This is a genomic window from Paenibacillus sp. P36 (genome assembly GCF_045866505.1).
Classification (GTDB): Bacteria; Bacillota; Bacilli; order Paenibacillales; family NBRC-103111; genus Paenibacillus_E; species Paenibacillus_E chondroitinus.
The window spans coordinates 8,710,754-8,735,798 of sequence record NZ_AP038372.1 but is presented as its reverse complement, the minus strand read 5'-3'; the positions used below and the strand labels follow the sequence as shown (position 1 = coordinate 8,735,798).

General features: G+C 42.8%; 31 protein-coding genes and 1 tRNA gene. 29 read left to right on the top strand and 3 right to left on the bottom strand.

Going from position 1 to position 25,045, the window contains the following annotated elements:
- The first annotated feature begins 536 nt into the window (after positions 1 to 536).
- From rpmH to ACKTT9_RS38360, 12 genes are all read left to right on the top strand, one after another.
- On the top strand, positions 537 to 671 hold the full coding sequence (gene rpmH / locus ACKTT9_RS38415) for a 50S ribosomal protein L34 (RefSeq protein ID WP_028557239.1): 135 nt from the start codon (positions 537 to 539) through the stop codon (positions 669 to 671).
- Between the two features lie 137 nt (positions 672 to 808).
- A complete protein-coding gene (gene rnpA, locus ACKTT9_RS38410) occupies positions 809 to 1,168 on the top strand; it encodes a ribonuclease P protein component (RefSeq protein ID WP_181646286.1) in 360 nt (119 codons plus the stop codon).
- A gap of 71 nt (positions 1,169 to 1,239) precedes the next feature.
- Entirely contained in the window at positions 1,240 to 2,013 is a 774-nt protein-coding gene (gene yidC, locus ACKTT9_RS38405; protein ID WP_246239727.1) for a membrane protein insertase YidC, read from the top strand.
- On the top strand, positions 2,010 to 2,627 hold the full coding sequence (gene jag, locus ACKTT9_RS38400) for an RNA-binding cell elongation regulator Jag/EloR (RefSeq protein ID WP_157326159.1): 618 nt from the start codon (positions 2,010 to 2,012) through the stop codon (positions 2,625 to 2,627). Before yidC ends, jag begins: the two co-directional genes overlap by 4 nt.
- A 73-nt stretch (positions 2,628 to 2,700) precedes the next feature.
- On the top strand, positions 2,701 to 4,077 hold the full coding sequence (gene mnmE, locus ACKTT9_RS38395) for a tRNA uridine-5-carboxymethylaminomethyl(34) synthesis GTPase MnmE (protein WP_407870066.1): 1,377 nt from the start codon (positions 2,701 to 2,703) through the stop codon (positions 4,075 to 4,077).
- Between the two features lie 48 nt (positions 4,078 to 4,125).
- A complete protein-coding gene (mnmG, locus tag ACKTT9_RS38390; RefSeq protein WP_127454084.1) occupies positions 4,126 to 6,018 on the top strand; it encodes a tRNA uridine-5-carboxymethylaminomethyl(34) synthesis enzyme MnmG in 1,893 nt (630 codons plus the stop codon).
- A 3-nt stretch (positions 6,019 to 6,021) separates the two neighbouring features.
- Entirely contained in the window at positions 6,022 to 6,750 is a 729-nt protein-coding gene (gene rsmG / locus ACKTT9_RS38385; protein ID WP_407870065.1) for a 16S rRNA (guanine(527)-N(7))-methyltransferase RsmG, read from the top strand.
- Between the two features lie 243 nt (positions 6,751 to 6,993).
- A complete protein-coding gene (noc, locus tag ACKTT9_RS38380) occupies positions 6,994 to 7,812 on the top strand; it encodes a nucleoid occlusion protein (protein WP_157326155.1) in 819 nt (272 codons plus the stop codon).
- Positions 7,813 to 7,969: 157 nt separating this feature from the next.
- Positions 7,970 to 8,728 (top strand): ParA family protein, encoded by a 759-nt coding sequence (locus ACKTT9_RS38375; protein WP_127454079.1) that lies wholly within the window; start codon positions 7,970 to 7,972, stop codon positions 8,726 to 8,728.
- Positions 8,725 to 9,597 (top strand): ParB/RepB/Spo0J family partition protein, encoded by an 873-nt coding sequence (locus tag ACKTT9_RS38370; RefSeq protein ID WP_127454077.1) that lies wholly within the window; start codon positions 8,725 to 8,727, stop codon positions 9,595 to 9,597. The genes ACKTT9_RS38375 and ACKTT9_RS38370 overlap by 4 nt, the downstream gene beginning before the upstream one ends.
- A gap of 106 nt (positions 9,598 to 9,703) precedes the next feature.
- Entirely contained in the window at positions 9,704 to 10,864 is a 1,161-nt protein-coding gene (locus ACKTT9_RS38365) for an aminotransferase class V-fold PLP-dependent enzyme (RefSeq protein WP_407870064.1), read from the top strand.
- A 15-nt stretch (positions 10,865 to 10,879) separates the two neighbouring features.
- Entirely contained in the window at positions 10,880 to 11,371 is a 492-nt protein-coding gene (locus ACKTT9_RS38360) for a DUF4446 family protein (protein ID WP_407870063.1), read from the top strand.
- Here the strand turns inward: ACKTT9_RS38360 and yyaC are convergent.
- The gene (gene yyaC / locus ACKTT9_RS38355) at positions 11,346 to 11,969 is read right to left on the bottom strand and encodes a spore protease YyaC (protein WP_407873195.1); all 624 of its coding nucleotides are present in this window, start codon (positions 11,967 to 11,969) and stop codon (positions 11,346 to 11,348) included. The genes ACKTT9_RS38360 and yyaC overlap by 26 nt on opposite strands.
- 99 nt (positions 11,970 to 12,068) lie before the next feature.
- Between yyaC and ACKTT9_RS38350 the strand changes: the two genes are divergently transcribed.
- The 10 genes from ACKTT9_RS38350 (at position 12,069) to ACKTT9_RS38305 (ending at position 19,334) form a co-directional block, all read left to right on the top strand.
- On the top strand, positions 12,069 to 12,305 hold the full coding sequence (locus tag ACKTT9_RS38350) for a DUF3343 domain-containing protein (RefSeq protein WP_407873194.1): 237 nt from the start codon (positions 12,069 to 12,071) through the stop codon (positions 12,303 to 12,305).
- A 17-nt stretch (positions 12,306 to 12,322) separates the two neighbouring features.
- Positions 12,323 to 13,162, top strand: a complete 840-nt coding sequence (locus ACKTT9_RS38345) for a mechanosensitive ion channel family protein (RefSeq protein ID WP_246069075.1) — start codon at positions 12,323 to 12,325, stop codon at positions 13,160 to 13,162.
- A gap of 22 nt (positions 13,163 to 13,184) precedes the next feature.
- Positions 13,185 to 13,400, top strand: a complete 216-nt coding sequence (locus tag ACKTT9_RS38340) for a DUF951 domain-containing protein (RefSeq protein WP_315954342.1) — start codon at positions 13,185 to 13,187, stop codon at positions 13,398 to 13,400.
- Positions 13,401 to 13,471: 71 nt separating this feature from the next.
- Positions 13,472 to 13,559, top strand: a tRNA-Ser gene (locus ACKTT9_RS38335).
- A gap of 250 nt (positions 13,560 to 13,809) precedes the next feature.
- Positions 13,810 to 14,247 carry a hypothetical protein gene (locus tag ACKTT9_RS38330; protein ID WP_407870062.1) on the top strand — a complete coding sequence of 146 codons (438 nt, stop codon included), beginning with the start codon at positions 13,810 to 13,812 and terminating at the stop codon, positions 14,245 to 14,247.
- A gap of 162 nt (positions 14,248 to 14,409) precedes the next feature.
- Positions 14,410 to 15,651, top strand: coding sequence for a hypothetical protein (locus tag ACKTT9_RS38325; protein ID WP_407870061.1), 1,242 nt, complete (start codon positions 14,410 to 14,412; stop codon positions 15,649 to 15,651).
- 65 nt (positions 15,652 to 15,716) lie between these two features.
- Positions 15,717 to 16,442 (top strand): ATP-binding cassette domain-containing protein, encoded by a 726-nt coding sequence (locus ACKTT9_RS38320; protein WP_315954345.1) that lies wholly within the window; start codon positions 15,717 to 15,719, stop codon positions 16,440 to 16,442.
- Positions 16,429 to 17,181 carry an ABC transporter permease gene (locus ACKTT9_RS38315; protein WP_157326146.1) on the top strand — a complete coding sequence of 251 codons (753 nt, stop codon included), beginning with the start codon at positions 16,429 to 16,431 and terminating at the stop codon, positions 17,179 to 17,181. The genes ACKTT9_RS38320 and ACKTT9_RS38315 overlap by 14 nt, the downstream gene beginning before the upstream one ends.
- Before the next feature lie 12 nt (positions 17,182 to 17,193).
- Positions 17,194 to 18,621 carry a sensor histidine kinase gene (locus ACKTT9_RS38310; protein ID WP_407870060.1) on the top strand — a complete coding sequence of 476 codons (1,428 nt, stop codon included), beginning with the start codon at positions 17,194 to 17,196 and terminating at the stop codon, positions 18,619 to 18,621.
- 17 nt (positions 18,622 to 18,638) lie between these two features.
- The gene (locus ACKTT9_RS38305) at positions 18,639 to 19,334 is read left to right on the top strand and encodes a response regulator transcription factor (RefSeq protein ID WP_127454059.1); all 696 of its coding nucleotides are present in this window, start codon (positions 18,639 to 18,641) and stop codon (positions 19,332 to 19,334) included.
- A 63-nt stretch (positions 19,335 to 19,397) separates the two neighbouring features.
- Here ACKTT9_RS38305 and ACKTT9_RS38300 read toward each other — a convergent pair whose 3' ends face one another.
- Entirely contained in the window at positions 19,398 to 19,670 is a 273-nt protein-coding gene (locus ACKTT9_RS38300) for a hypothetical protein (RefSeq protein ID WP_157326143.1), read from the bottom strand.
- A gap of 16 nt (positions 19,671 to 19,686) precedes the next feature.
- Entirely contained in the window at positions 19,687 to 19,869 is a 183-nt protein-coding gene (locus ACKTT9_RS38295; protein ID WP_127454055.1) for a YjzC family protein, read from the bottom strand.
- A gap of 232 nt (positions 19,870 to 20,101) precedes the next feature.
- Between ACKTT9_RS38295 and rpsF the strand changes: the two genes are divergently transcribed.
- From rpsF to rplI, 7 genes are all read left to right on the top strand, one after another.
- A complete protein-coding gene (rpsF, locus tag ACKTT9_RS38290; RefSeq protein ID WP_127454054.1) occupies positions 20,102 to 20,389 on the top strand; it encodes a 30S ribosomal protein S6 in 288 nt (95 codons plus the stop codon).
- 35 nt (positions 20,390 to 20,424) lie between these two features.
- The gene (ssb, locus tag ACKTT9_RS38285) at positions 20,425 to 20,904 is read left to right on the top strand and encodes a single-stranded DNA-binding protein (protein ID WP_407870059.1); all 480 of its coding nucleotides are present in this window, start codon (positions 20,425 to 20,427) and stop codon (positions 20,902 to 20,904) included.
- 23 nt (positions 20,905 to 20,927) lie between these two features.
- Positions 20,928 to 21,215, top strand: coding sequence for a 30S ribosomal protein S18 (rpsR, locus tag ACKTT9_RS38280; protein ID WP_029196139.1), 288 nt, complete (start codon positions 20,928 to 20,930; stop codon positions 21,213 to 21,215).
- Between the two features lie 164 nt (positions 21,216 to 21,379).
- Entirely contained in the window at positions 21,380 to 21,691 is a 312-nt protein-coding gene (locus ACKTT9_RS38275; RefSeq protein WP_127454050.1) for a MazG-like family protein, read from the top strand.
- 6 nt (positions 21,692 to 21,697) lie between these two features.
- Positions 21,698 to 22,612, top strand: a complete 915-nt coding sequence (locus tag ACKTT9_RS38270; RefSeq protein ID WP_127454049.1) for a DUF2232 domain-containing protein — start codon at positions 21,698 to 21,700, stop codon at positions 22,610 to 22,612.
- A gap of 18 nt (positions 22,613 to 22,630) precedes the next feature.
- On the top strand, positions 22,631 to 24,595 hold the full coding sequence (locus ACKTT9_RS38265; RefSeq protein WP_407870058.1) for a DHH family phosphoesterase: 1,965 nt from the start codon (positions 22,631 to 22,633) through the stop codon (positions 24,593 to 24,595).
- Entirely contained in the window at positions 24,592 to 25,041 is a 450-nt protein-coding gene (rplI, locus tag ACKTT9_RS38260) for a 50S ribosomal protein L9 (RefSeq protein WP_127454045.1), read from the top strand. Before ACKTT9_RS38265 ends, rplI begins: the two co-directional genes overlap by 4 nt.
- The last annotated feature ends 4 nt before the right edge of the window (positions 25,042 to 25,045 follow it).

Below are 25,045 nucleotides of genomic sequence, written 5' to 3'. Positions count from 1 at the left end.
CGATCCGAAAAACGCATAGATTGAACGCAATCAGAGTATATTCTGCGCGATTTATTGCGAAAAGAACCAACATGTCTGATGGGGTCAAAAAAGGACGGCTTTTGTCGTTTTATCCACATTATTAAGAATCGGTTAAAATGACTTATTCTTGTAGAGGGAATTTTGTTCACAATGTTATCCACAGACTGTTGATAAATCGGAGAAGTGGTCGTGTATATCCACAACAGAAACATTATCATCTTAACAAAAGATAGCTTGTTAATCAACGGATTGTTTGGGATTATCCACAATTACAACAAGTTGTGCATAGAAATTGTTCACAACACAAGATATTGTTAATATTCTGTTGATTTTCGACAAGCTTCTCTTTTCGGTGGATAAAATTTATACACAGGTTATTCTTTTTCGATTTATTGTGATCTTTTTGGCATTTCCTTCTGCACGCTCGGGTAGGTTGACTTTCTTGAGTGATATATGATTTAATGAGTAGTAGAAATTTTGTAGGATGGATATCCTCAGGTAGGGAGGTGCTATAGATGGGTCCGACGTTTAACCCGAATACGAGAAAGCGTAAGAAGAATCATGGTTTCCGTAAAAGAATGAGCACGAAGAACGGTCGTAAAGTTCTACAAGCTCGTCGTCTTAAAGGAAGAAAAGTTCTTAGCGCGTAAAAAGAGGCTCCGGAAGGGGCTTTTTTTTTTGCATTTGGATGGACAGTTTATATGCCGTCATTTCGGTCAAAAATAGATAAGATGCCTAAGTGGTAATTTCGCTTATCTGAAGTTAACGGTCTGGAGCGTACATGTCTGTGGAAAAAGAATATAGATTAGCTAAAAGAGAAGACTTCAATAAGATTTATCGATATGGCAAATCAATGGCCAACCATCAATTCGTTCTTTACTATTTACCTCAGCCTAAAATGGAGAATTTCCGACTTGGTATCTCGGTGAGTAAAAAAGTGGGGAACGCGGTTGTCAGGAACCGCTTGAGACGAATGGTGAAAGAGATCATCCGTTTGAAAAAAGAGAATTTGACGCCGCATTATGATTACATTTTGCTGGCTAGGAAACCTGCGGTAGACATGGAATATGCCGAGATGGAGAAAAGCATTTGGCATGTAATCCGAAAGGCTTCTTTATTAAAAAGAAATGACACAATAAAAAAGTGAAGCATTATTTCTTTTCGCGCTTAAATTGTGTTATAGTTTATGTTGGAAAAGATATTTAGGAGGATCTCATTTTGACTCGTCGACTTTATTTGCTTGCAGCTCTTTCTGCGTTGATCTTATTGTTGTCAGGATGTAGTCCTAGTAGCTCTGCTATGGCACCAATTGATCCTAATACGGCAGGTTTTTTTGTAAAATATTTTGTGTACCCGCTTTCGCAGACACTCGACTGGTTCGCCGTCAAGTTGTGGGGTCAATATGGCTTATCCATTCTGGTCGTAACCCTCATTATTCGTCTCATTATTTTGCCTCTGACGCTGAAACAGTATAAGAGCTCCAAACGGATGCAAGAGTTGCAGCCTGAGATGAAGAAGCTTAAAGAAAAGTATAAAGATGATGCGAAGAAGCAGCAGGAAGAAACAATGAAGTTATTTCAGTCAAATGGTGTGAATCCGTTAGCTGGGTGTTTTCCAATCATTGTTCAAATGCCAATTCTGATTGCGCTTTATCAAGCTATCATGCGTAATGACCATATTCGAGAGCATACTTTCTTATGGATGAATTTAGGACAGCCCGATCACTATTACATTCTTCCGATCATTGCCGCGGCAACCACATTCGTTCAACAAATGTTTATGTCTTCTCAAATGAATCAACAAATGAAAAGCTTACTATACATTTTCCCGGTTATGATTTTCGTGATGTCCATGAATTTCGCAGCTGCGCTGCCACTTTACTGGATCTACGGTAACATCTTCACCATTATTCAGTCTTACTTTATTTATGGTTCTCCTGGAAAACAAAAAAATCCTGGATCTCAAAATAATAAGGGTGGCCTGTCCAAATGAAAAAAATTGTGGTGACTGGAAAAACTATTGAGATCGCGGTGAAAGCCGGTCTTTCTCAATGGCAGGTTTCGGAGGATCGTGTTAAGATTCATATTTTGGAACAGCCCTCCCGGGGGTTGTTTGGGTTTATTGGTTCCAAAGAAGCTAAGGTTGAGCTTGAATTGATACCAGATCCGCTTGAGGAAGCCATTGCTTTCTTACAAGATATGTTCGAAGCGATGAAAATTTCCATCACCATAGACACGACAAAGGATCGCGAAGGCTACCAGTTGAATATGAGTGGTTCGGAGCTTGGTATTTTGATCGGTAAAAGAGGACAAACCCTCGATGCGCTGCAGTATTTAGTCAATATTGTCGCAAATCGTTATGCAAATTCGCATTTCCGGATTATTTTAGATGCAGAAAATTTCCGAGATCGACGTAAAAAGACGTTAGAGGAGCTAGCTTTAAGGTTGGCGAATCGTGTCATAAAGTCGAAAAAAGAAGTTATTTTGGAGCCGATGAATTCGCAAGAACGCAAGATTATTCATGCTGAATTGCAAGGGCATCCTGTTGTCAAAACTTATAGCAAAGGCGAAGAACCGAACCGTCGGGTCGTGATCGCCGTCAAATAACCTTAGCCGCAATGACATGAGCATAAGTCATTGCTTTTTCTTTAAGATGAGGTAAATTCGAGGTGTTAATACTATGTTAAATGATACGATTGCTGCTATTTCTACGCCGCTCGGTGAGGGTGGGATAGCGGTTATTCGTGTGAGCGGGGATGAGGCAGTTCCATTAGTGGAGCGTGTTTTTCGCTCAAAAACGAAATTATCTGATGCTGAAACGCATACGGTACATTATGGATTCATTATAGAACCTGCTTCTGCCGAAAAGGTAGAGGAGGTTCTCGTTACTTTAATGAAATCTCCACGTTCTTTTACAATGGAAGATGTGGTTGAAGTCAGTTGCCACGGCGGCATTGTTTCTGTGAAGAAGGTGCTGGATTTATTGCTACAGCAGAGGATACGTTTGGCGGAACCCGGTGAATTCACGAAGCGAGCTTTCCTTAATGGTCGGATTGATTTGACGCAAGCGGAAGCTGTAATCGACTTAATTCGCGCCAAATCGGACAGAGCCTTTAAAGTGGCATTAAAGCAAGTTGAAGGAAATTTGTCGAAGCAAATCAAACATTTACGATATGTGCTGGTTGAATTAATGGCTCATGTGGAAGTCAATATTGATTATCCAGAGCATGATGTTGAAGAAATGACGAATGCTTTCATAAAGAGTAAATGTGACACGGTAATGCTTGAAATTGACCGTCTTTTGGTGACCGCTGAGCAAGGCAAAATTTTGCGCGAGGGTATTGAGACCGCGATTGTCGGCAGGCCGAATGTAGGGAAATCGTCGTTGTTAAATGAATTGGCGCAGGAGAATCGGGCGATTGTAACCGATATTCCAGGAACGACAAGGGATGTTATTGAGGAATTTGTCAATGTAGGCGGTATTCCGCTTAAGTTGTTGGATACAGCGGGGATTCGCGAAACGACAGATATTGTGGAACAAATCGGAGTGGAAAGATCGAAAACTGCTTTGGCTGAAGCGGATCTGATTTTGCTGGTGCTGAATAGCAATGAAGCACTTCAATTGGATGAGCTTGCTTTAATGAAGCAATTATCGGATAAACAAACGATTGTTATTTTGAATAAGATTGATCTCAGTCGTAAGCTCGATATCGACCAAGTGTTGAGTTATTTTCCACAGGAACGTATTGTCGAGCTATCCCTGATTGAGAATAAAGGTATCGATCATTTAGAAAAAGCGATTGCGGCAATTTTCTTTGAGGGCAAACTAGAGTCAAGTGATTTGACGTACGTTAGCAACGTTCGACATATATCCTTATTGAAGCAAGCAAAACGTTCGTTGCATGATGCGCTTGAAGCAAACGAGCAATACGTGCCAATTGATATGATACAAATTGATATTCGAGCGGCTTGGGAACAGCTTGGAGAGATCATTGGTGATTCTGTTGGAGAGTCGTTGATCGATCAAATTTTTACACAATTCTGCTTAGGTAAATGAAAACCGACAGCATTTTCGTTTTCATAAAAGAGGGAGGGACTTTGAACTATGGGATATCATGCTGGTGAATTTGATGTTATTGTCATTGGCGCTGGACACGCAGGTTGTGAATCTGCTCTGGCATCTGCCCGGATGGGATGTAATACACTACTTTTAACAATTAACTTGGATATGGTTGCTTTCATGCCTTGTAATCCATCTATCGGTGGTCCTGCAAAGGGCCACGTTGTTAGAGAGATCGATGCGCTCGGCGGCGAAATGGGTCGCAACATCGACAAAACGTATATTCAAATGCGCATGCTGAATACTGGGAAAGGTCCAGCTGTGCATGCACTTCGTGCACAAGCCGACAAATTTTCATATCAGCATAAAATGAAAGAAACGATTGAAGCAACGCCAAACTTAACGTTACGTCAAGGTATGGCTGAAGAGCTCATTGTCGAAGATGGCGCGATCAAAGGTGTTATTACTAAAACAGGCGCTGAGTATTATGCTAAAGCAATTGTCCTTACGACAGGAACTTACCTAAGAGGGAAAGTTATCATGGGTGAGCTTATGTACGAGAGCGGTCCGAACAATCAACAACCTTCGGTGAAACTATCGGAGTCGCTTCGCAAATTAGGTTTTGATCTCGTGCGTTTCAAAACGGGAACTCCGCCGCGGGTTCATAAAGATACAATCGACTTTAGTAAAACGGAAATTCAGCCTGGTGATGATGAGCCTAAGTTTTTCTCTTTTGAGACTAAATCAGGGGCTGCTAATGAGCAATTGCCTTGTTGGTTAACGTACACATCTGAAGAGACGCATAACATTATTAACTCGAATCTGCACCGTGCTCCAATGTTTTCAGGTGCGATTGAAGGTACTGGGCCGAGATACTGTCCATCCATCGAAGATAAAATTGTTCGTTTTGCCGATAAACCGAAGCATCAAATTTTCCTGGAGCCGGAAGGCCGTAATACATCTGAGTACTATGTACAAGGTTTATCAACGAGTATGCCGGAAGATGTGCAGCTTGGTATTTTGCGCTCCATTCCAGGTCTTGAGAAAGTAGAAATGATGCGTACCGGTTATGCCATCGAGTATGATGCGGTTGTTCCTACTCAATTGAAGCCGTCTCTGGAGACTAAGCTTATTAGCGGTTTGTTTACTGCCGGACAAATTAACGGGACATCTGGGTATGAAGAAGCAGCTGGGCAAGGGGTTATGGCTGGAATTAATGCGGCTCGCAAAGTTCAAGGTAAAGAAGCGGTTGTGTTGGATCGTTCCGAAGGGTACATCGGTGTTCTTATTGATGATTTAGTTACAAAAGGGACAAACGAGCCATATCGTCTATTAACATCCCGTGCGGAATATCGTTTGCTGCTTCGCCACGATAATGCTGATTTGCGTTTAACCCCAATTGGCCATGATATTGGACTGATTTCTGAGGAGCGTTACGCGACGTTTTTAAATAAAAAAGCATTGGTAGATCAAGAAATCGAGCGTTTGAATACGGATAAAATTAGACCGGAACCGCATGTTCAACAGCTTTTGGAAAGCTTGGAAAGTGTAGTTTTGAATAATTCTGTTCCAGCAATCGCGCTGCTTCGTCGTCCTGAAATTGAATATAAACATATTGAACAAATGTCTCCTTCACCGCTTGAGCTGGACGATGAAATGAAAGAGCAGGTTGAGATTCAAGTTAAATATGCAGGTTACATTGAGAAACAAAGCAATCAAGTAGAGCGTCTCCGTAAAATGGAGAAGAAGAAGATTCCGGATGATATCGAATACAGTGAAATTCATGGGATTGCAACAGAAGCTAAGCAAAAGCTCGCTAAAATCCGTCCAATTTCGATTGGTCAAGCATCGCGTATTGCAGGTGTGACACCATCCGATATTTCTATTCTTCTTGTTTATTTGGAACACTATAACAGAGTCACAGCGGCTAGAGGTTAACATATGGATGCTATTCAACAACAATTTGTTCATTTTTTAGAGAAACATCAGATTACTCTTTCCGCTCTACAACTGGAACAGTTCGAGCAATATTTTAAGACACTTGTAGAGTGGAATGAGAAAATGAATTTAACAGGTATTACGGAGAGAGAGCAGGTATACTTAAAGCATTTCTACGACTCTCTTTCTGTTTCTTTTAATTTTGATATGAGCTCCATATCTACGATTGCAGACATTGGCTCTGGAGCCGGGTTTCCAAGCATTCCTTTGAAGATTGCATTTCCTCATCTGAAAGTTACGATCATTGATTCTTTGAATAAACGAATTTTGTTTTTAAAAGAGTTGGTTTCACAATTAGGTTTAACGGATACGGAATGTGTTCATGGTAGAGCAGAGGATATTGCTAGACTTCCTAAGTATCGTGATCAGTTTGATCTGGTTACAGCTAGAGCTGTTGCTAGACTTCAAGTGTTGAATGAATTTTGTCTTCCTTTTGTGAAGAAGGATGGTACGTTTATTGCAATGAAGGGGTCTGAGATAGAAGAAGAGCTAAGTGAGTCTGCTTATAGCTTATCTGAGTTGAAGGGGAAAGTTATTAAAGTTCTTAAGATGCAGCTGCCTGTTGAGGAATCGCTGAGGCATTTTGTAGAAATTCAAAAGCTTGCTGCAACACCAGCTAAGTATCCTAGGAAGGCTGGACTTCCTCTGAAAGAGCCACTTATGAAAAGGTGAAATGTTCCACGTGAAACATTATTCATTTAAGTTTCACAATTGCTTAAAGCAGGAAATCTATTATCGATGAAGAATATATAATAGTAAGAATCTATTCAATTTGTAGTGAGTTTATGTGATTGCACTTGTCATACTTCGCCGTATTCTTGACAAGCGTTTTCGTTCTGTAGGACGAAGAGGTCGTCTATCTTTGGATCGTAATGGTCGCTTAAACTACGGGAAGAGTTGGTGGTAGGGTTTCCTATGAAAGAACAAATTTCAAAGCTATTTGGACTTGCTGATCGTTCGTCGACGGATGAGGTCAAAAACATACCGGTTAATACTATTATTCCAAGTCCATATCAACCTAGAACCTTATTTGATGATGATCGTATTGATGAATTGTGCCAAACGATTCGAACGCATGGTGTTATTCAGCCAATCGTTGTCAGAGTCAAAAACAATACATTCGAACTCATTGCCGGAGAACGGCGCCTAAGAGCAGTTAAGAAGCTAGGTCTTGATACAATCCCTGCAATTGTGAGAGATTTCAATGATTCTCAAGCTGCATCCATTGCTCTTATCGAGAATTTGCAGCGTGAAGGTTTGACTGCAATCGAAGAAGCTGCTGCTTATCAGCAATTGATTGAGATGCATGATTTGACGCAAGAGAGCTTAGCTCAGCGACTCGGTAAGAGCCAATCAACGATTGCGAATAAGATCCGGCTTTTACATCTAAGCGAACCTGTTAAGATGGCATTGATGGAGCGGAAAATTACGGAGCGTCATGCGAGAGCTTTGCTTGCATTGGATCAAGAAGAACTGCAAGTGAAAATTCTTGAAGAAGTCATTGCTAAAGAGCTGAACGTAAAACAAACAGAGATCAAGATTAATTTTTTAAAGGAAGCAACAAAGATTAAAAAGTCACGTCGCGTATCCTTTTCAAAGGATGTTCGACTCGCTTTAAACACCATTCGCCAATCCGTTGAAATGGTTACAAGCTCGGGCCTGAATATTAACACGTCTGAGAAAGATCATGAGGATCACTACGAAATTATAATTAAAATTCCTAAGAATAATTGAGCATTTATTGCTACCTTAAACGGCGCAAGCCGTTTTTTTGCATCTTATGAGATAAAACTATCAAATATAGATAAGGTAACTGAATGATAGATATGTTAAGATAGATATACTGCTTTAGTATGGCATTTGGAACATAAGCGATTGAGGTGAAATGGTTTTGTCTAAAATTATAGCAATAACGAATCAGAAGGGTGGCGTCGGTAAGACGACAACTTCTGTGAATTTGGGTGCTTCCTTGGCTTCACTAGGGAAGAGAGTGCTTCTCGTTGACATCGATCCACAAGGGAACACGACTAGTGGGATCGGGGTTAACAAGGCCGATGTCGTGAATTGCATCTATGATGTGCTTATTAACGATGTCCACCCCAAAGATGCAACAGTGGATACGAATGTTCCAAATCTTAAGATTGTACCTGCGACGATTCAACTAGCAGGAGCTGAGATTGAGCTTGTTCCAACGATTTCAAGAGAAGTGCGTTTGAAGAAGTCTTTGCAACTGGTTAAGCATATGTACGATTATATTCTTATTGATTGCCCACCATCCTTAGGTCTTCTTACAATTAATTCTTTAACTGCTGCTGATTCTGTTATCATTCCAATTCAATGTGAATACTACGCGCTTGAAGGATTAAGCCAACTGTTGAATACAGTTCGATTGGTCCAAAAGCATCTTAATACAGGGCTTCAAATTGAAGGTGTTTTATTGACGATGTTTGATGCTAGAACAAACCTCGGCATTCAAGTCATTGAGGAAGTAAAGAAATACTTCCAAACAAAAGTATATCAAACGATTATCCCGCGGAACGTTCGCTTGAGCGAGGCTCCCAGTCATGGACAATCGATTATTACTTATGATCCTAGATCAAAAGGCGCGGAAGTGTATTTAGAGCTTGCGAAGGAAGTGATCTCGATATGACCAAAGGCCTAAACAAAGGTTTAGGTAAAGGATTGGATGCTTTAATTACATCACTACATATTGATGAGAGCGATAAAGTCATTCAAATTCCTTTAGCACAATTGAGAGCTAACCCTTATCAACCTAGAAAGCATTTTAACGAAGATAGCATTAAAGAGTTAGCCGATTCAATTAGAGAACATGGTGTCATCCAGCCTATTATTGTTCGTAAGGTTCTTAAAGGGTATGAAATCATTGCCGGTGAGCGTAGATTCCGAGCATCTCAGGTTACGGGGATTGCAACGATCCCAGCAGTCGAGAGAAACTTTACGGATCAACAAGTCATGGAAATTGCCTTGATTGAGAATGTTCAGCGGGAAGATCTAAACGCAATGGAGATTGCTTTTGCTTATCAGGGAATTATCGATCAGTTCTCGTTAACTCAAGAAGAGCTTTCTGCTAAGGTTGGTAAAAGCCGTTCACATATTGCCAACTTCCTGAGACTTCTTCAATTACCGGAATCAATTAAACAATATGTTTCACGTGGAACATTATCGATGGGTCATGCAAGAGCTATCGTTGGTGTTAAAGATGACAAAATCAAAAAAGAGCTAGCGGAAAACACCATTAGTAAGCAATGGAGTGTTCGCGAACTTGAAGAAGCCGTGAAAATGCTTGAGGAATCACCAGGTCAAGAAAAAGAAAAAACGAAGCAAAAAGAAAAGAATAGAGATCCCTATATCAACCAAGCTGAAGATCAATTAAGAGATATTTACCGGACTACGGTGAAAATCAAGAATCAGCAGGATAAAGGTAAAATCGAACTTCTCTACTATTCAAAAGACGACTTGAACCGTTTGCTAGAATTGCTTCAAGGCAAAATCTCTTGAAATTAGATAGCATACCGATGGTTTTCTTTCGAGCAGAAAGATCAAACTAAGGTATGCTATATTTATGAGTGGAATTCTGAATCCGCGAGAGAGGGTGGGTGAACATATGAAAGGTGTTATGTATTTTGATCAAGCTGCTTCTTCCTGGCCAAAGCCACCGGCTGTAATGGATGCGATGATGACGTGTATGCAAGAATATGCGGCTAATCCAGGGCGGGGAAGCCATCAGATGGCTGTGAAGGCAAGTCGGGTCTTATTTGAAACGAGAAAAAACTTAGCCCGCTTATTTGGGATCAAAAACCCGAATGATCTATCTTTTGCATTGAATACGACACATGCACTGAACCAAGCGATCAAAGGGTTTGTAAAACCCGGGGATCACGTGATCTGCACGAATATTGAGCATAACTCTGTTCGCAGACCATTGGAACATTTGAAGGCTACGATTGGAATAGAACTGACTTATATCCGTAATGATGAAGAAGGAAATATCCAGCTGGATGCTTTCAAAAAGGCATTACAGACAAATACATCACTTGTAGTTGTTAATCACAGTTCTAACTTATTGGGGACGATTATGCCTGTGGCAGAGATCGGGGAGATATGCCGTGCTCATGGCGCTAAGTTGCTTGTAGACGCGGCTCAGAGCGCTGGTATACTGCCTATTCACGTAGGCGATATGAATATTGATATGTTGGCTTTCCCGGGTCATAAGGGGCTTCTAGGGCCTCAGGGAACGGGTGGTTTATATATCCATCCTGACATTGATTTGGAGCCGCTCTTACACGGGGGAACAGGTAGTCAATCAGAGGCCATTCATCAACCAAAGGTAAGGCCTGATCGCTATGAGGCAGGTACGCAAAACACAGTTGGTATTGCTGGATTAAACGAAGGCGTGAAATTTGTAATAGCGGAAACGATTGAGAAGATCCATGCAAAAGAGTGGCGTCAAACGCAAATGCTGATGGAAGGTTTACTGGGAATTGAAGGAGTCACGATTCTTGGCCCGGCTCTTGGACAAAATAAAACAGGGATTGTTTCCTTTAATGTGAACAACGCGGATTCATCGGAAGTGGCTTTCATATTGGATCAATCTTTTCAAATCGCCGTTAGATCCGGCTATCATTGTACGCCGCTTGCTCATGAATCGGCAGGCACATTAGCTAGTGGAGCGGTAAGAGCAAGCATAGGTTATTTTACAACGGATGAAGAAGTGGAAGCTCTTGTTTATGCAGTGAAAGAGATCCAATCGCAGTATGCTAAGTAGAAAGAGGGATCAACCATGGGGGAACTGTTCGGATTGAATGGCAACTTTGTTGTATTAGCCATTTTGGCATTGATTTTAGTTTTATTCCTTATCGTCATTATACTTTCGGTTAAATTATCTTCTTTGCGTAAACGATATACGCAAATGATGAATGGTTCAAGTTCAGATAATATGGAGCAGCTCCTCATTGAAATGCAGCAAGCAATCAACGATCAAAAGGCCGAGTCAGCAATGACGTCAGCCCAGGTTGATACAATTCGTCAATCCCTAACGAAGATGAAATCCAAAGTTGCGATCCATCGATACAACGCCTTCAATGATGGCGGAAGTAACCTGAGCTTCACAATTGCCATTTTGGATGATTTTCAAGATGGTGTAGTTTTGACAGGAATACATAGCCGTGAGCAGATGTACTTGTATGCGAAGCCGATTCAAAATGGACAATCTACTTACACATTAAGTCCAGAAGAGAAAGAGGCAATTAATCAATCTGTAAAGCCGTCTTAGCGCTTGGTACATAGGCTTGAGTGCGACGTAATGCTGAGTGAAGAGCATCGCCAATTACATTCGCCATGTTCATGACAAGACTGAGCCGCGTATTTTGAAGGACGAAATATTCCATGAAGCCGCCTACGTTGACGATCCCCGTCACATGAATATTGCCAACGGGAGGAAGATCTTTATTAACGCCGGCACCAGGCTTAAGCGGACCATCAGCAACCTGAATGCAGCCTACACTGGATACTTGACCTAAACAAGCATCGACAGCAACGATAAAAGGGTTATCGAATTGACGTTGAATTTTATCAACGGTTTCAGATAGGTTCATGGCATGGACAGGTTCATCTAAAGTACCGAATAAGTGAAGGTTACGAAGATTTGTCGTACGGTTCAAATGAGAGCCAACTAATGGACCAAGTGAATCTCCTGTAGAACGGTCGGTGCCCACACAGATAACAACGATAGGTTGATAGGTTGGTAGCTTACTAAAAATGGATTGCAAATGCTTAGAGAGAAGAAAAGGGGTATCGGCGTCTGTGTGCTTAATTTTGAGTGGGGTCAGTTCCGTGTCTTTCATTCCGTCGAAACCAATTTGGAATTTCATCATATCCCTCCAAAGTACTTCTTCTTTTTTTACTAGTATATGGATAGATAGAGACATTTATACGTAGGAGAGGAGGGATTTTCCTTGAATATTTCCGTTATGTTGTTAGCCTTCGATTCTACGCAGCAGGCTCTGCGCGCCGAGATGCTGCTAGAGTATGCGGACATAGAAATTGACATCAGACCTACTCCGAAAGAAATTACAGCCGGCTGTGCCCTTTCTATTGAATTTCCTGGAGAAAATCTAGCACTAGTTCAAGAGATTATTGAATCTGAGAACGTAGAAATCAGAGGCATCTATTTTAAAAAAGAAGATAAATATGTTACCATGGAATGAAAAAGGAGGTCTAAACCGTGGCCTTTATTACGAAGTATTTCACGGATTTGATGAACTGGATTCGAGAGCATCTATCGAACCCTGAAATACTAGCTTCCCTATTTTGGATTATCGTAAAAATTGTTCTCATATATGTTGTTGCAAGAGTATGTATCAAAATTGCGGATAAAACGATTGCCCATATGATGGCTGCTAGAGACAAGTCGCCACTGAAGTTTGATAGACGTAGAACGAATACGATAGGAAGCCTTATACATAATTTAATAGCCTACACCGTGAATCTCATTTGTATTATGTTGATCCTTGGACAAGTTGGTTTAAATCTTGGGCCTCTGCTGGCGGGGGCAGGTGTGCTTGGACTCGCGATAGGTTTCGGAGCGCAGAGTTTGGTGAAAGATGTGATTACGGGTTTCTTTATCATTTTTGAGGATCAGTTTGGAGTAGGGGATGTCATTCAAATTGATTCATTTAAAGGGACTGTTGAAGAGATTGGCATCCGAGTCACAAGGATTAAAAGCTGGACGGGTGAGGTCCATATCATTCCGAACGGAAATATTAAACAGGTGACCAATTTTTCTACGTACAATTCTTTAGCCGTGGTCGATGTGACGATTCCTCATCATATAAATATTGACGATGCTACGCAAATTCTCAAGGATACCGTCAAGCACGTGCAAGAGCTTACGGAGGATATTGTGAAGCAGCCCGAAGTGTTGGGTGTTCAAGTGGTGGGTACAACGGATCTGAAGATTCGCATTATTGCAGAGTGTAAACCAACGCGACAATTTAATGTGACGAGGCTTTTGAACATAGAAATCAAGAAAAGACTCGATAGTGTGCAAATTGAGACGATGTAGTTGAAAAGGCGGTGGCGGACGTATGGAGAAAAAGCAGTATCAACTTGGCGATATTGTGCAAATGAAAAAGCCCCATCCGTGTGGCACGAATGAAATGGAAATCATACGGATGGGGATGGATATTAGAATTAAGTGTGTAGGGTGTAAACACAGTGTTCTAGTACCAAGAACGAAGTTCGAAAGTAAACTGAAGAAAGTGCTTCGATCCAACGCAGAAAAAGAGGAAGAATCCTCATAAAAATGCTGTGGAAAAGCACTTGCGGGGACAGGATTTTTTTGATATAATGAATCCTGTTCTCGCGTTTTATTGGAAAGGTACCCAAGAGGCCCAAGGGGGCTGACTCGAAATCAGCTAGGCGTCGCGAGGCGTGCGTGGGTTCGAATCCCACTCTTTCCGTACAAGCTATTACTAGCTAAGGAATGAAAGTCTTCTGCATCTGCAGGAGGCTTTTTTTATTTTGTCCAGAACCATATTAATTCCATTATTAAGTTCCACGTGAAACATTTTAGGAGTTTAAAACGTCTATTAGGGTGTAGAAGGCTATTTTGCTTTCAGTCCTTTGTCTAACTAGTAGGGATAAAAAGGCTAAAGGAAAAGCAGAATAAGTTCATATTGATGTGTTGGCAACAAGAAGGAGGTAAGCGTAATGAAAAGATGGATGATGATATTTCTGGTACTAGCTGTAGTAGCCACAGGATGCGCTAAAAAGAGTGAAGAGAGTGCATCGCCAAGCCCAACAGCAGGAGCGACCGTAGCGCCTTCCACAGGGGCTTCAGCGACGCCTGGTGCGACAAATGGGACAGGCGGTGGAACATCTGCCACAGCAACGCCAGCAGCCGGTGGCAACGATACAACTAAGGATGAGCCGCTTCCTCAGATAACGAAGGAGCAAGCTGATAAGATAAGCATGACAAGCACCTATGATGATTTGGTGAAGCAGACAGGAGCAAAGGGCAAGTTGGTGAAAGACGAGAATGGTAAGAAAACCTATGATTTCGCCATTTCTAATCAACCTGGCTATATTGCGGAAATCGTTTATTTTGCAGATGGGATGATCTCTGAAAAGAAAGTATTTAGGAAATAAATCAAGTCGTGCAGCGTGAAAGCTGTGCGGCTTTTTTAGTACCTTCCTCATAAAAAAGAGTTTATACTTTGTTAATATTCCATTTAGATGGATTCAATAAGGTTATATTAATATAAATATAAGGAAACGTTTCCCGTACATTGTGTTAAAAGGAGAAAAGAGATGAAACTTAGTAAAAAATCCGTTACTGTACTGTCCTTTACGATTGGAGCGTGTTTATTCGTATCCACGGCATTTGCCGATACGCTGCTTGGATCGGGTTATGACCGGTTAAAAGGTTCAGCAAAAACAACTGCAAACATGATGGAAAAGGATATGAAGAATTACACGCTCGAAGCGCTGTATACGTTGAAAGATAACGATAAAACCTTAATTCAAGGATCAACGTCGCAAAAGATGGATGTTGAGAACCATAAGAAGGAAGAGAATACAACGACGAAAGACGCCAATGGCGAAACAACTTCAAGATACTATTATTCTGACATAACGAAATCAGTTAATAAAAATGGAACAGACAATACTTATTATGTAATGGAATATCCAGCGAATGAGACCAAATTTCGTTCTGTAGATTTCAAGAACCCCTTTAAAGAAAAGGGAGCACCAGAAATTGAAAAAATCGTTGACGCTGTCGTTGGCGGCTTGAAAGATTACGTGCAAGTAGAGGAAGGACCTGAAGGTGGCAAAGTATATTCGGGCAGCTTGTCTGAAACTCAGGTACCAGCCGTCCTGAATGCTGTCTCCTCTTTTGGTATCAAACAGATGCTGAACGATGAGCGCGATTTGCCGACTATAGAAAGCGATGTATTTGTGAAAAAGGTGGTAGGCTCGGCTAATGAAAATAAAGCTGGCTACCTTGAAAATGTAACAGGCGATATTACGCTGTCCGGAAAAGATAAAAACGGTGTTCAGCACGATTTGAACCTGAATGTCATTGTAAAGCTTTCTGAAGTTGGCAATACGAAAATCACACTACCTGATCTAACTGGCGCAAAAGTTGAAAAAGTTAGCTATTCCAATGGATTTAGCAGTAAGTATGTAGGTAAATATAAAAACGATATCGTGATGGAGAAAGACGGCAAGTTTGTGAAAATCGGCGAAAGAATGGTTGAGATCACAAGCGTAGACAACGATAAAGTGAAAGGGAAATATTCCGAAACGGTTATTCCAGGTTATGAGAGCGAATATCCGAATAAAGATGTTTTCGACTTTGAATATGATCCAGCCGTGTCCTCAACATTCACGTATAAGGATGCAAAAGGCGAGCAGAAGAATGGTTCTATTCATCAAGGCGCTACAGGCAAAGTTTATTTTGAAATGAATGTTGAGATTGTTAACGAAAATTCATACAGATCAGTCTCGAAACCATATTACGATGGAGAGTTTAGCCGCATATTTGAATAGAAGAGAGAGGTTCAGGAGGCTGCCGGTGCGGCTTCCTGAGCGTTTTTTTGGGGAGATGATGGAATTTGACAGTCAAGGCGATTGAAATAAGTGGATTAACGAAGGCATTCAAAAATGGCCGAGGGATCACAGAGTTAAACCTGGATGTTGATCAAGGCGATATATTCGGATTCCTTGGGCCGAATGGTGCAGGGAAGACGACAGCTATGAAAATGATAACTGGACTGATGAAGCCAGACCGTGGCGATGTGAAAATTTTCGGTGCCAGCATTTTAGACGACTATGTTAACGCCATGAAGCATGTGGGTTGTTTGATTGAAACAGCGGAGTCTTATCCTTATTTAACAGCTAATGATAATTTAAAGATGTTCGCTAGATTTTATCCGCATGTTGATCAGAAGAGAATTGATGAGTGCCTGGAACTCACAGGCATGTTGAAATATAAAAATGAAAAATCTCAGAAGTTTTCACTGGGGATGAAACAAAGACTGGGGATCGCGGCTGCTATACTGTCGAAACCTAAATTATTAATATTGGACGAGCCTCTAAACGGACTAGACGTTGAAGGGATGCTGGAGATGAGGAAATTGATCAAACAACTTTCTCAGGAAGGCACGACATTTTTTATCTCAAGCCACTTGATTCATGATGTGGAACTGACGTGCACAAGAATCGGCATCATTTATGGAGGCAAACTTGTTAATGTAGAATATACGCAGAATATCCTCTCGTATTATTCTTCGTTGGAGAACTTTTTTGTTAGTGAGGTGGACCGGAATGGAAGGGTTTAAGGCCGCATTTATCAATGAATCCGTGAAGTTGTTGAAAAAGAAAAAAATGATGGCGGCTGCCATTTTATCTATCCTTGCTGTTTTGGTCGGACAGATCGCTGTAACCACCATCAAGCATGGGCTTGGATTGCGGGTTGTAGGAAGCGTTGAATTTCCTATCGTCGTACTATCGTTTATTACTTATACGCTTTTGCCGCTGTTTGCCATTTTTGTGGCGATCGATATGTTTAACGGTGAATCCTCATCGAATACAATGAAAATAACACTTTTGAGACCAGTCTCCCGATTCAGTGTGTTTAGCGCAAAAGTGTTGAATTTAGCTTTATTTATTGCCGGCAACCTCTTATTTGTGATGATTCTTTCGTTATTAGCTGGGTTTATTTTTAATCCCTCATCGGCTAGCTTGCCAGGGATCTTGAAGGTTGTTTTATCGTACGGATTAACCTTTTTCCCCGTATTTGTGTTTGCCCTAATTGTCGTCCTGTTGTCTAACGTGATACAAGGGGGGCTAGCTGTATTTTTCCTCTCGATTCTGATATTTATCGTTTTTAACTCATTGGGTATTGTCTTCTCGTCCTACTCCAGTTTTTTCATTACTTCGATGCTGGATTGGTATACTTTATGGATATCGGAAACGATGAATGTTTTTAAAATATTCCGTCAGATTCTAATCATGTCGGGCTGTGGTATGATGTTATTTACAACAGGGTATTATTTGTTTGACAGTAAGGATATATAGGAAGGGATCTTCATGCATTTAACCAAACGTTTCTTCACGATGAATGCGCTGGCTGTGCTGCTCTCCGTTGGTTTGACAGTTCTGGCTGTTATTATTTTCGTTGCTGCTTATACGAAGGTTTTTGGCCGCGAAGCCGATACGAAGGAGGTTCAGAAGGCCTTCGAAGTTCGAGCGGCGATCAGTGAGATCAAAAGAGAAGCACAGCCCCTCAAGTTCGAGCAGCTTTTGGATACGAAATTTCAACAAGAGCTTGCTAATCGGGTTAACGCTTTGGATGCCAGTGCGATTATTTTAAAAAATAGAGAAGTTGTATACGCTACGCAAAATTTCAACAGGATCGATATTGAGAGAAGCCTTATGCTCTCAGACAACCAGGCAACTCGCGATGAGGTCGAACTTGCCGGTAAAACATATATGATTACAAGAGTGGATTACAAGGTGCAGGCTGGCGATCCCGGTGTTCTGCTGCTGCTTGCGCCAATCAAGCTGAAAACGAACTTTTTTGTGCTGCTCGGCATATTTACAGTTAGTGTGTTCACCGTTGTTTTCTTGTTAACGAACTTTTGGGTGTCGTATCGATTCTCCCGCGGCATTATTTCGCCGATCTCCAGACTCAAGGCTGCTGCTAATAAAATTAGCGAAGGTGATTTAAGCCAAGGGATTGCAGAAGAAGGCGAGGGTGAAGTTCGTGAGTTATGCAGGACGCTGGAGCTCATGAGAATTAAGCTGAAAGAATCGGTTTATATGCAGCAAAAATATGATGATAACCGAAAGTTTCTGGTTTCAAGTATTTCTCATGACTTAAAGACGCCTGTGACCTCGATCAAAGGGTATATTGAAGGAATTATCGATGGGGTCGCCAAAACACCTGAGAAAATGGACGAGTATCTGGAAACGGCACGATCCAAAGCGATTCTCGTGAACGCTATGATCGATGATCTGCTTCTATACTCCAAGCTTGATTTGAACCAGCTTCCTTACCATTTTGAAAAGAGTGATTTGGAGAGCTATTTTGAGGATTGTGTCGCGGATCATAAATATGAATACGAAAAGGCTAACCTATCGTTATCGTTAATAAATGAACTTAATGAGCCAGTCAAAGTTTTAATTGATCGTGAAAGATTAAAGAGGGTCATACAGAACATTCTTGATAATGCCATGACATATGTAGAGAAAGCGGATGGAAAGATTGAGATTATTCTCAGGGAAACTAGAACATCTGCGATCATAGAGATTAAGGACAATGGAAAAGGAATACCGGAAAATAAACTTCCCCATATCTTTGAGCGATTTTATCAGGTGGACCCTTCAAGAAAAAGCGGCAGTGGACTAGGACTTGCTATTGCCAAGCAAATTGTAGAAGGTCACGACGGGAAAATATGGGCGAAAAGTGCCGTAGGAGAGGGTACTCAGATAATGATATCTCTGAAGAAGTTCTAGTAGGCTTGGAGGTTATGATGAAAAAAATTCTGATTATTGAAGATGATCAAAGTATCGCCAATCTCCAGAAAGATTACCTCGAGTTGAGCGGTTACTCTGTTAAGACGGTGAACAGTGGATTAGCGGGATTGAAAGCTCTCAAGGATGAAGACTTTGAGCTGATCATTTTAGATATCATGCTGCCGGATATCGATGGATTTGAAGTATTGAAGAGAGTGCGCGAGCATGACGATATTCCCGTTCTTCTGGTATCGGCTAGAGCAGAGGAAATTTATAAAATTAATGGTTTGGGCCTTGGTGCGGACGATTATATTACCAAGCCTTTCAGCTCCGGCGAGCTGGTTGCGCGGGTAGGGGCTCATTTGAAAAAGTTCCAACGGATGAAAGAGCGGTTTGGCAAAGGGAATGAAGGAAGCACGATTCAAGTTAGAGGTCTGGAGATTCAGAAGGAGGCAAGGCGTGTCTTTGTGAACGGAAATGAAGTCGTTATGGCGCAAAAAGAATTTGACTTGCTTCTATTTCTATTGCAGAATGCCAATCGGGTGTTTGGCAAGGAAGAGCTTTTTGAGAGAATCTGGGGCTTGGATGCTATGAGTGATGCCTCAACCGTCACGGTTCATATCGCCCGAATCAGAGAGAAAATCGAAGAGACCCCGTCGAAACCTCAGTACATAGGTACAGTTTGGGGATCCGGGTACAGGTTTATTGTGTAAAAAAGCTGGTCCTAAGCAGGTAAATTAAACTACCTAGGGGCCAGCTTTCCTTCATTTCAGCCGCTAATAGCTCCTGTTGCGGTTTCTGTAACTGATAGAGAATCGATCAATGACATAGCCGACTAGCGCCCATGTAGCGATTGTTAATACATAGATGACGAGCATCCGAGACATGGAGATCTCATAGATGTCCGTGAATGTGGATGCAAACCATGCAGGAACGCTAAGTGCATAGAAGATCATGTAAAAGGCATCATGATCGTGAAATAAATAATGACCTAAACAGAGGGCTGCACCAATGAAGGTAAACAGCCAAGTAAACGTGGATGTTCTCATGGTGAATTTCTCCTAGTTAAGGCTTTTTGCGGTGCCATTTCCGATTATGGTTGCTGTTGGCCGGAAATCTGTCTCCTTTTTTTAACGTGACTATTTTCGGGTTCTCAATACCCATGTGGACGGCATTCTCACCCATCTCGATGTATACGCCGTCGTTAGGTACATGATCGCCTTCATTGAACTGTGTCCATTCACCCACATTGATCACCTCTTCGAAAGATTTTCAATCAGGTTTAGATTACCCTCCTGAAGGGGAAGCATGTACGATAGGCGTTGCCATGTTCATCCTTGAGAGAAAGACTTGTAATCTGGCGTTCAATTTGCTATAGTATTCAGGTGCGAGTTTTGAAAAAGAATCCTCGCTCCTTGCTCCTTCGCTTGTGCGAACAAGCTTGAACAGGGGCCGCTTAGTCCAAAAGGAGGTGACATACATGCGCAAATATGAACTGATGTACATCATTCGTACTGACGTTGAGCAAGAAGTTGTTCAATCTACAGTAGAAAAGTTTCAAGGCATCATCACGAACGGTGGAGGCGAAGTCTCCAAACATGACCTGATGGGCAAACGCCGTCTTGCGTATGAGATCAATAAGTTCCGTGACGGGCACTACGTGCTTGTACACTTCAACGCAGAACCTGCTGTTGTAACTGAACTTGATCGCGTACTTAAGATTACGGATGAAGTTATCCGTCACTTAATCACAAACGACGTAGCTTAATTGCATGCCAGTATTTTCGTCAGGGGGAATGTTCTATGTTGAACCGTGTCATTCTTATCGGTAGATTGACCAGAGATCCAGAACTTCGTTATACGCCAGCCGGCGTTGCGGTTACACAGTTTACTCTCGCAGTAGACCGTCCTTTCACAAGCGGAGGTTCGAAAGAACGCGAAGCGGACTTTATCAATATCGTCACGTGGAGGCAGCTTGCCGAAACATGCGCGAACTATTTGCGTAAAGGTCGTTTGACAGCAGTGGAAGGCCGAATTCAGGTACGTAATTACGACAACAATGAGGGCAAGAGAGTTTACGTGACCGAAGTGATTGCCGATAATGTACGCTTCCTTGAATCCAGTAACGGTGCCGGAAATCGTGAAGACGGTGGATCGAACGCAAACGCTAGCTACGGCAGCGGAGGCAGTGGCAATCGTGGCGGTGGGTCACGCGAGCAGCAAGATCCTTTCATCGATGACGGAAAACCGATCGACATTTCCGATGATGACTTGCCATTCTAAAGTAGAAAGGACTGAACAAATTCATGGCTTTCCAAAAAAGAGATAACAATAGTGAAGATCGCGGCGATCGCAAATTTGCTCCTCGTGGTAAAGGCGGTAAAGGTAAACGTCGTAAAGTTTGTTACTTCACAGTTAACAAAATCAAGCACATTGACTATAAAGACATCGAAACTCTTAAAAAGTTCATCAGTGAGCGCGGGAAGATTCTTCCTAGACGTGTAACTGGTACTTCCGCTAAGTACCAACGTGCATTGACGATCGCTATCAAGCGTTCCCGTACAATCGCATTGTTGCCTTACACAACGGAATAGGGTTTACTAAGAAGGCAGCTGTTTATACGGCTGTCTTTTTTGTATGCCGAGAAGTCCATAGGCGAGAGGAGAGAACGCACGGCTTTGTAGAGGCTTTCTTTTCTCCCCCTATTTTGTGGTATAATTAACGCTATAGTCTTTTGTAGGATGAGGAGAGATGACGGTTGCTGAATAGGGAAAAGGATGTAGACCTAGCCAGACGAGCCAAAGTCATTGAGTGGCTCAAGACAGAAGTCGTAGATCACGTAGCGCACCTGCTTAAAGGCATATGGGAAGGCAGCCATGTCAGAATTGTGGATGGCTTAGCCAGTTTAATTTCAAGCGGCTATATTTTGGGAAGAAGACTGGGTATATCTTATCGCGATTTGGACGAAGCCATTGTAGAGAAAATGAAGAAGCACCGCCAAGAGGGCCATCAACTTGAGGACTGGTACGGCGACATTTCATCGCTCGAAGAACATTTACGTAAGAGGTGAGCCCGGTTGGGGAATCGAAGTTGGCAAAGCATCATTTGGAGTGCGGTGACGATCCTTTCATTGCTATCTCTAATGACGCCTTTTATTATTTTCACATTTAGTTTTCTCATGATTCCTGTATTGATGTTATATGTTAAATCAAGCACCAAACGTTTCGTCATCAGTTATGTCATCAGCTTGCTCGTCGTTTATTTGCTTACCCAGTGGCATGGGATATCGCTCATGTCCGTATCGCTGTTCTTCTTGCCGCCGGTACTGGTCATGGGTAACTTATATAAACGCAAAGCCGCCGCTAGAACTGTACTTACAGCAGGAATTATCACCATTCTGGCGGAGTCACTGCTTAGTCTGCTCATTGGGTATTCGCTTGGATTCGATCCGGTAGCGAAATTCAAACTTTTCATGATGGACAGCATTGCAAGTATGCCGCCGGGGATTCGGGAGGTTCTACCGAAGGACCAGGACTGGTATGTGAATTTCATTGTGCAAGTGATACCTTTGTATCTGATCTTTGTGGCGTTGTTCTACACCTTTGTCACTCACGGCATTAGCCGCTGGCTGCTCAACAAAACAGGAGAAGGCATCCCAGGTCTGCGCCCAATGCGCGAGTGGATGCTGCAGAAATCGTTGGTGTGGATTTATTTGATCGTGTTTGTGCTCGATCTCTTTATGAATCCAGCTTCCAATTCACTCATTCCGACGCTGATGATGAATGCAATGCCACTATTGATGCTGGCGTTCGCTATTCAAGCGATCTGTTTTCTATTCTTTGTTGCGCATGCGAACAAGTGGAAGCCAATTTTGCCGATCGTGGCGATGATCATTCTTTGTTTCATGCCGCCACTTTTTATCGTTTACAGCTTACTAGGGGTATTTGATGTTGCGTTTCCAATCCGTGAACGGTTTAAGAAAAATTTATAGGATTAGGAGCTAGTTCGAATGCCGAAGTTCCTTTTGAAGCGATGGCACGGTCAACACATCGTGTGGATTTTCGTTCTGCTCATCATCATGTCAGCTACCATCTATATGTTCAAATGGTGGCTGGGCGTTACGGCCTTCCTGGTCTGCGCCGTTCTGGCGTACTTCACGCTCCAAGCGGAAACAGCTTTTCGCAAAGAGCTGAATATGTATGTCGGAACGATTACGCATCGGGTCAAAAAAGCCGGCAATGAAGTGATGAGCGGCCTTCCTATCGGAATTATTTTATATAATGAAGAGAAGCGCATCGAATGGCACAACCCGTTTGTGGCGAAAATGCTTGGGCAGGATTCCGTCATCGGCGAGCCGTTGTACGAATATTTGCCAGACCTGAAAAACCGAAAAGATAAAAGCGATAAAGTAGATCTCACCATCGGGAAGTCCATTTATCAAGTCTCGATTCGGGCCGAAGAAAGACTGCTCTATTTCCGGGAAATCACGGAGCATGCGAATTTGGCGAGAAAGTACGAAGATGAGAAGACGGCGATCGGTATCGTCATGATGGATAATCTGGAGGAGTCAACGCAAGGTCTGGATGATCAAACGCGCAGCATTATGCTGGCCAAAGTGACAGGTGAGATTACTGAATGGGCTCAGAAAAATCAGCTATATTTGCGCCGGACGTCCTCCGACCGTTTCCTCATTCTGATGGATCAGAAAGCGCTGCGTCAATTAGAGCAAACGCGATTTGAAATTCTGGACGATGTCCGGGACCTGACGATAGAGAACAAGCTGCCGATGACGCTAAGTATCGGGATCGCATCTGGTGCGGAGCAATTAATGGAGCTTGGTCAAATGGCGCAGATGGGCCTGGACATGTCTTTAGGCCGCGGCGGCGATCAGGTGACGGTGAAAGTGGGCCAGAGGCTGAGCTTTTATGGCGGAAGAACGAATGCGGTTGAGAAGCGCACGCGGGTTAGGGCCAGGGTCATCTCCCATGCCTTAAGGGATTTGATGAAGGATAGCGATAAAGTGATTATTATGGGTCACCGCTTTCCGGACATGGACTGCATCGGCGCATCAATCGGCATCTTGAAGGCTGTGCAAGTGATTGGCAAGGAAGGTTACATCGTGCTTGAGGGAGTGAATCCCTCGATCCAGAAAGTGATGGAGACGATTGCCGGTGATGAGCGGCTGCATCGCTGGTTCATAACACCGGAGCAGGCGATGCAGATTACGACGCAGCGGACCTTGGCTGTGGTACTGGATACGCACAAGGCTTCAATGGTAGCCGAGCCTAAGCTGCTCCAGCAGACGCACAGGGTCGTTGTGGTCGATCATCATCGCCGCAGCGAGGAGTTCATCAATGACGCGACACTCGTCTATATGGAGCCTTATGCGTCCTCTACCTGCGAGCTAGTGACCGAGCTTCTGCAGTACATCAATGAGAAGCTGACGATGGAAGTGCTCGAGGCTACGACTTTGCTGGCCGGCATCGTAGTCGACACGAAGAGCTTCAGCCTCCGCACAGGGGCGAGGACCTTCGAAGCCGCTTCCTATCTGCGCCGTAATGGCGCAGATTCCGCGCTGATTCAGCGTTTGCTGAAGGAAGATCTCGATTCGTACATCGAGCGAGCCGAAGTAATCAAGCATACAGAAACGATCCATGAGCATATCGCTTTGGCAGTTGCTGAGCCTAATCGCAAATATTCTCAGTTGATGATTGCACAGGTTGCTGATACATTGTTGAATATGACGAATATTATGGCTTCCTTTGTCATCGCTGAACGGCCGGATGGACTGATCGGCATCAGCGCCAGATCGCTGGGGCAGATGAACGTCCAACTCGTGATGGAGCGGCTGGGCGGCGGCGGTCATTTGACTAATGCAGCAACTCAGCTCGATGGCACGACATTAGAGGGAGCAACGAACCGATTGAAGAAAGTACTCGATGAGATGCAGGAAGAGGAGGGACTTTTCGAATGAAAGTCATTTTACTAAAAGATGTTAAAGGCCAAGGCAAAAAAGGCGAAATCAAAGAAGTATCCGAGGGCTACGCACAGAATTTCCTCATTGCTCAGGGGCTTGCAGCTCCCGCGACAACGGGGACAGTGAAGGTGCTGGATAATCAGAAGAAAGCGGAACAACGCAAAAAGGATCAAGAGAAAGCCGATGCCAAAACGCTAGGCGAGAAGTTGAACGAAATGACGGTTCAAATCAAAGCGAAAGCCGGTGAAGGCGGCCGATTGTTCGGCGCAATTCCGAGCAAGCAAATCGCAGAAGTTTTGGAGAAGCAGTACAAGATTGTGATTGATAAACGCAAAATCGTCCTTGACGAACCAATTCGTACACTAGGCGTTACGAAGGTCCCTGTGAAGCTGCACAGCGAAGTTACAGCAAGTTTGAACGTACAGGTTCTGGAAGAGAAATAAGTGA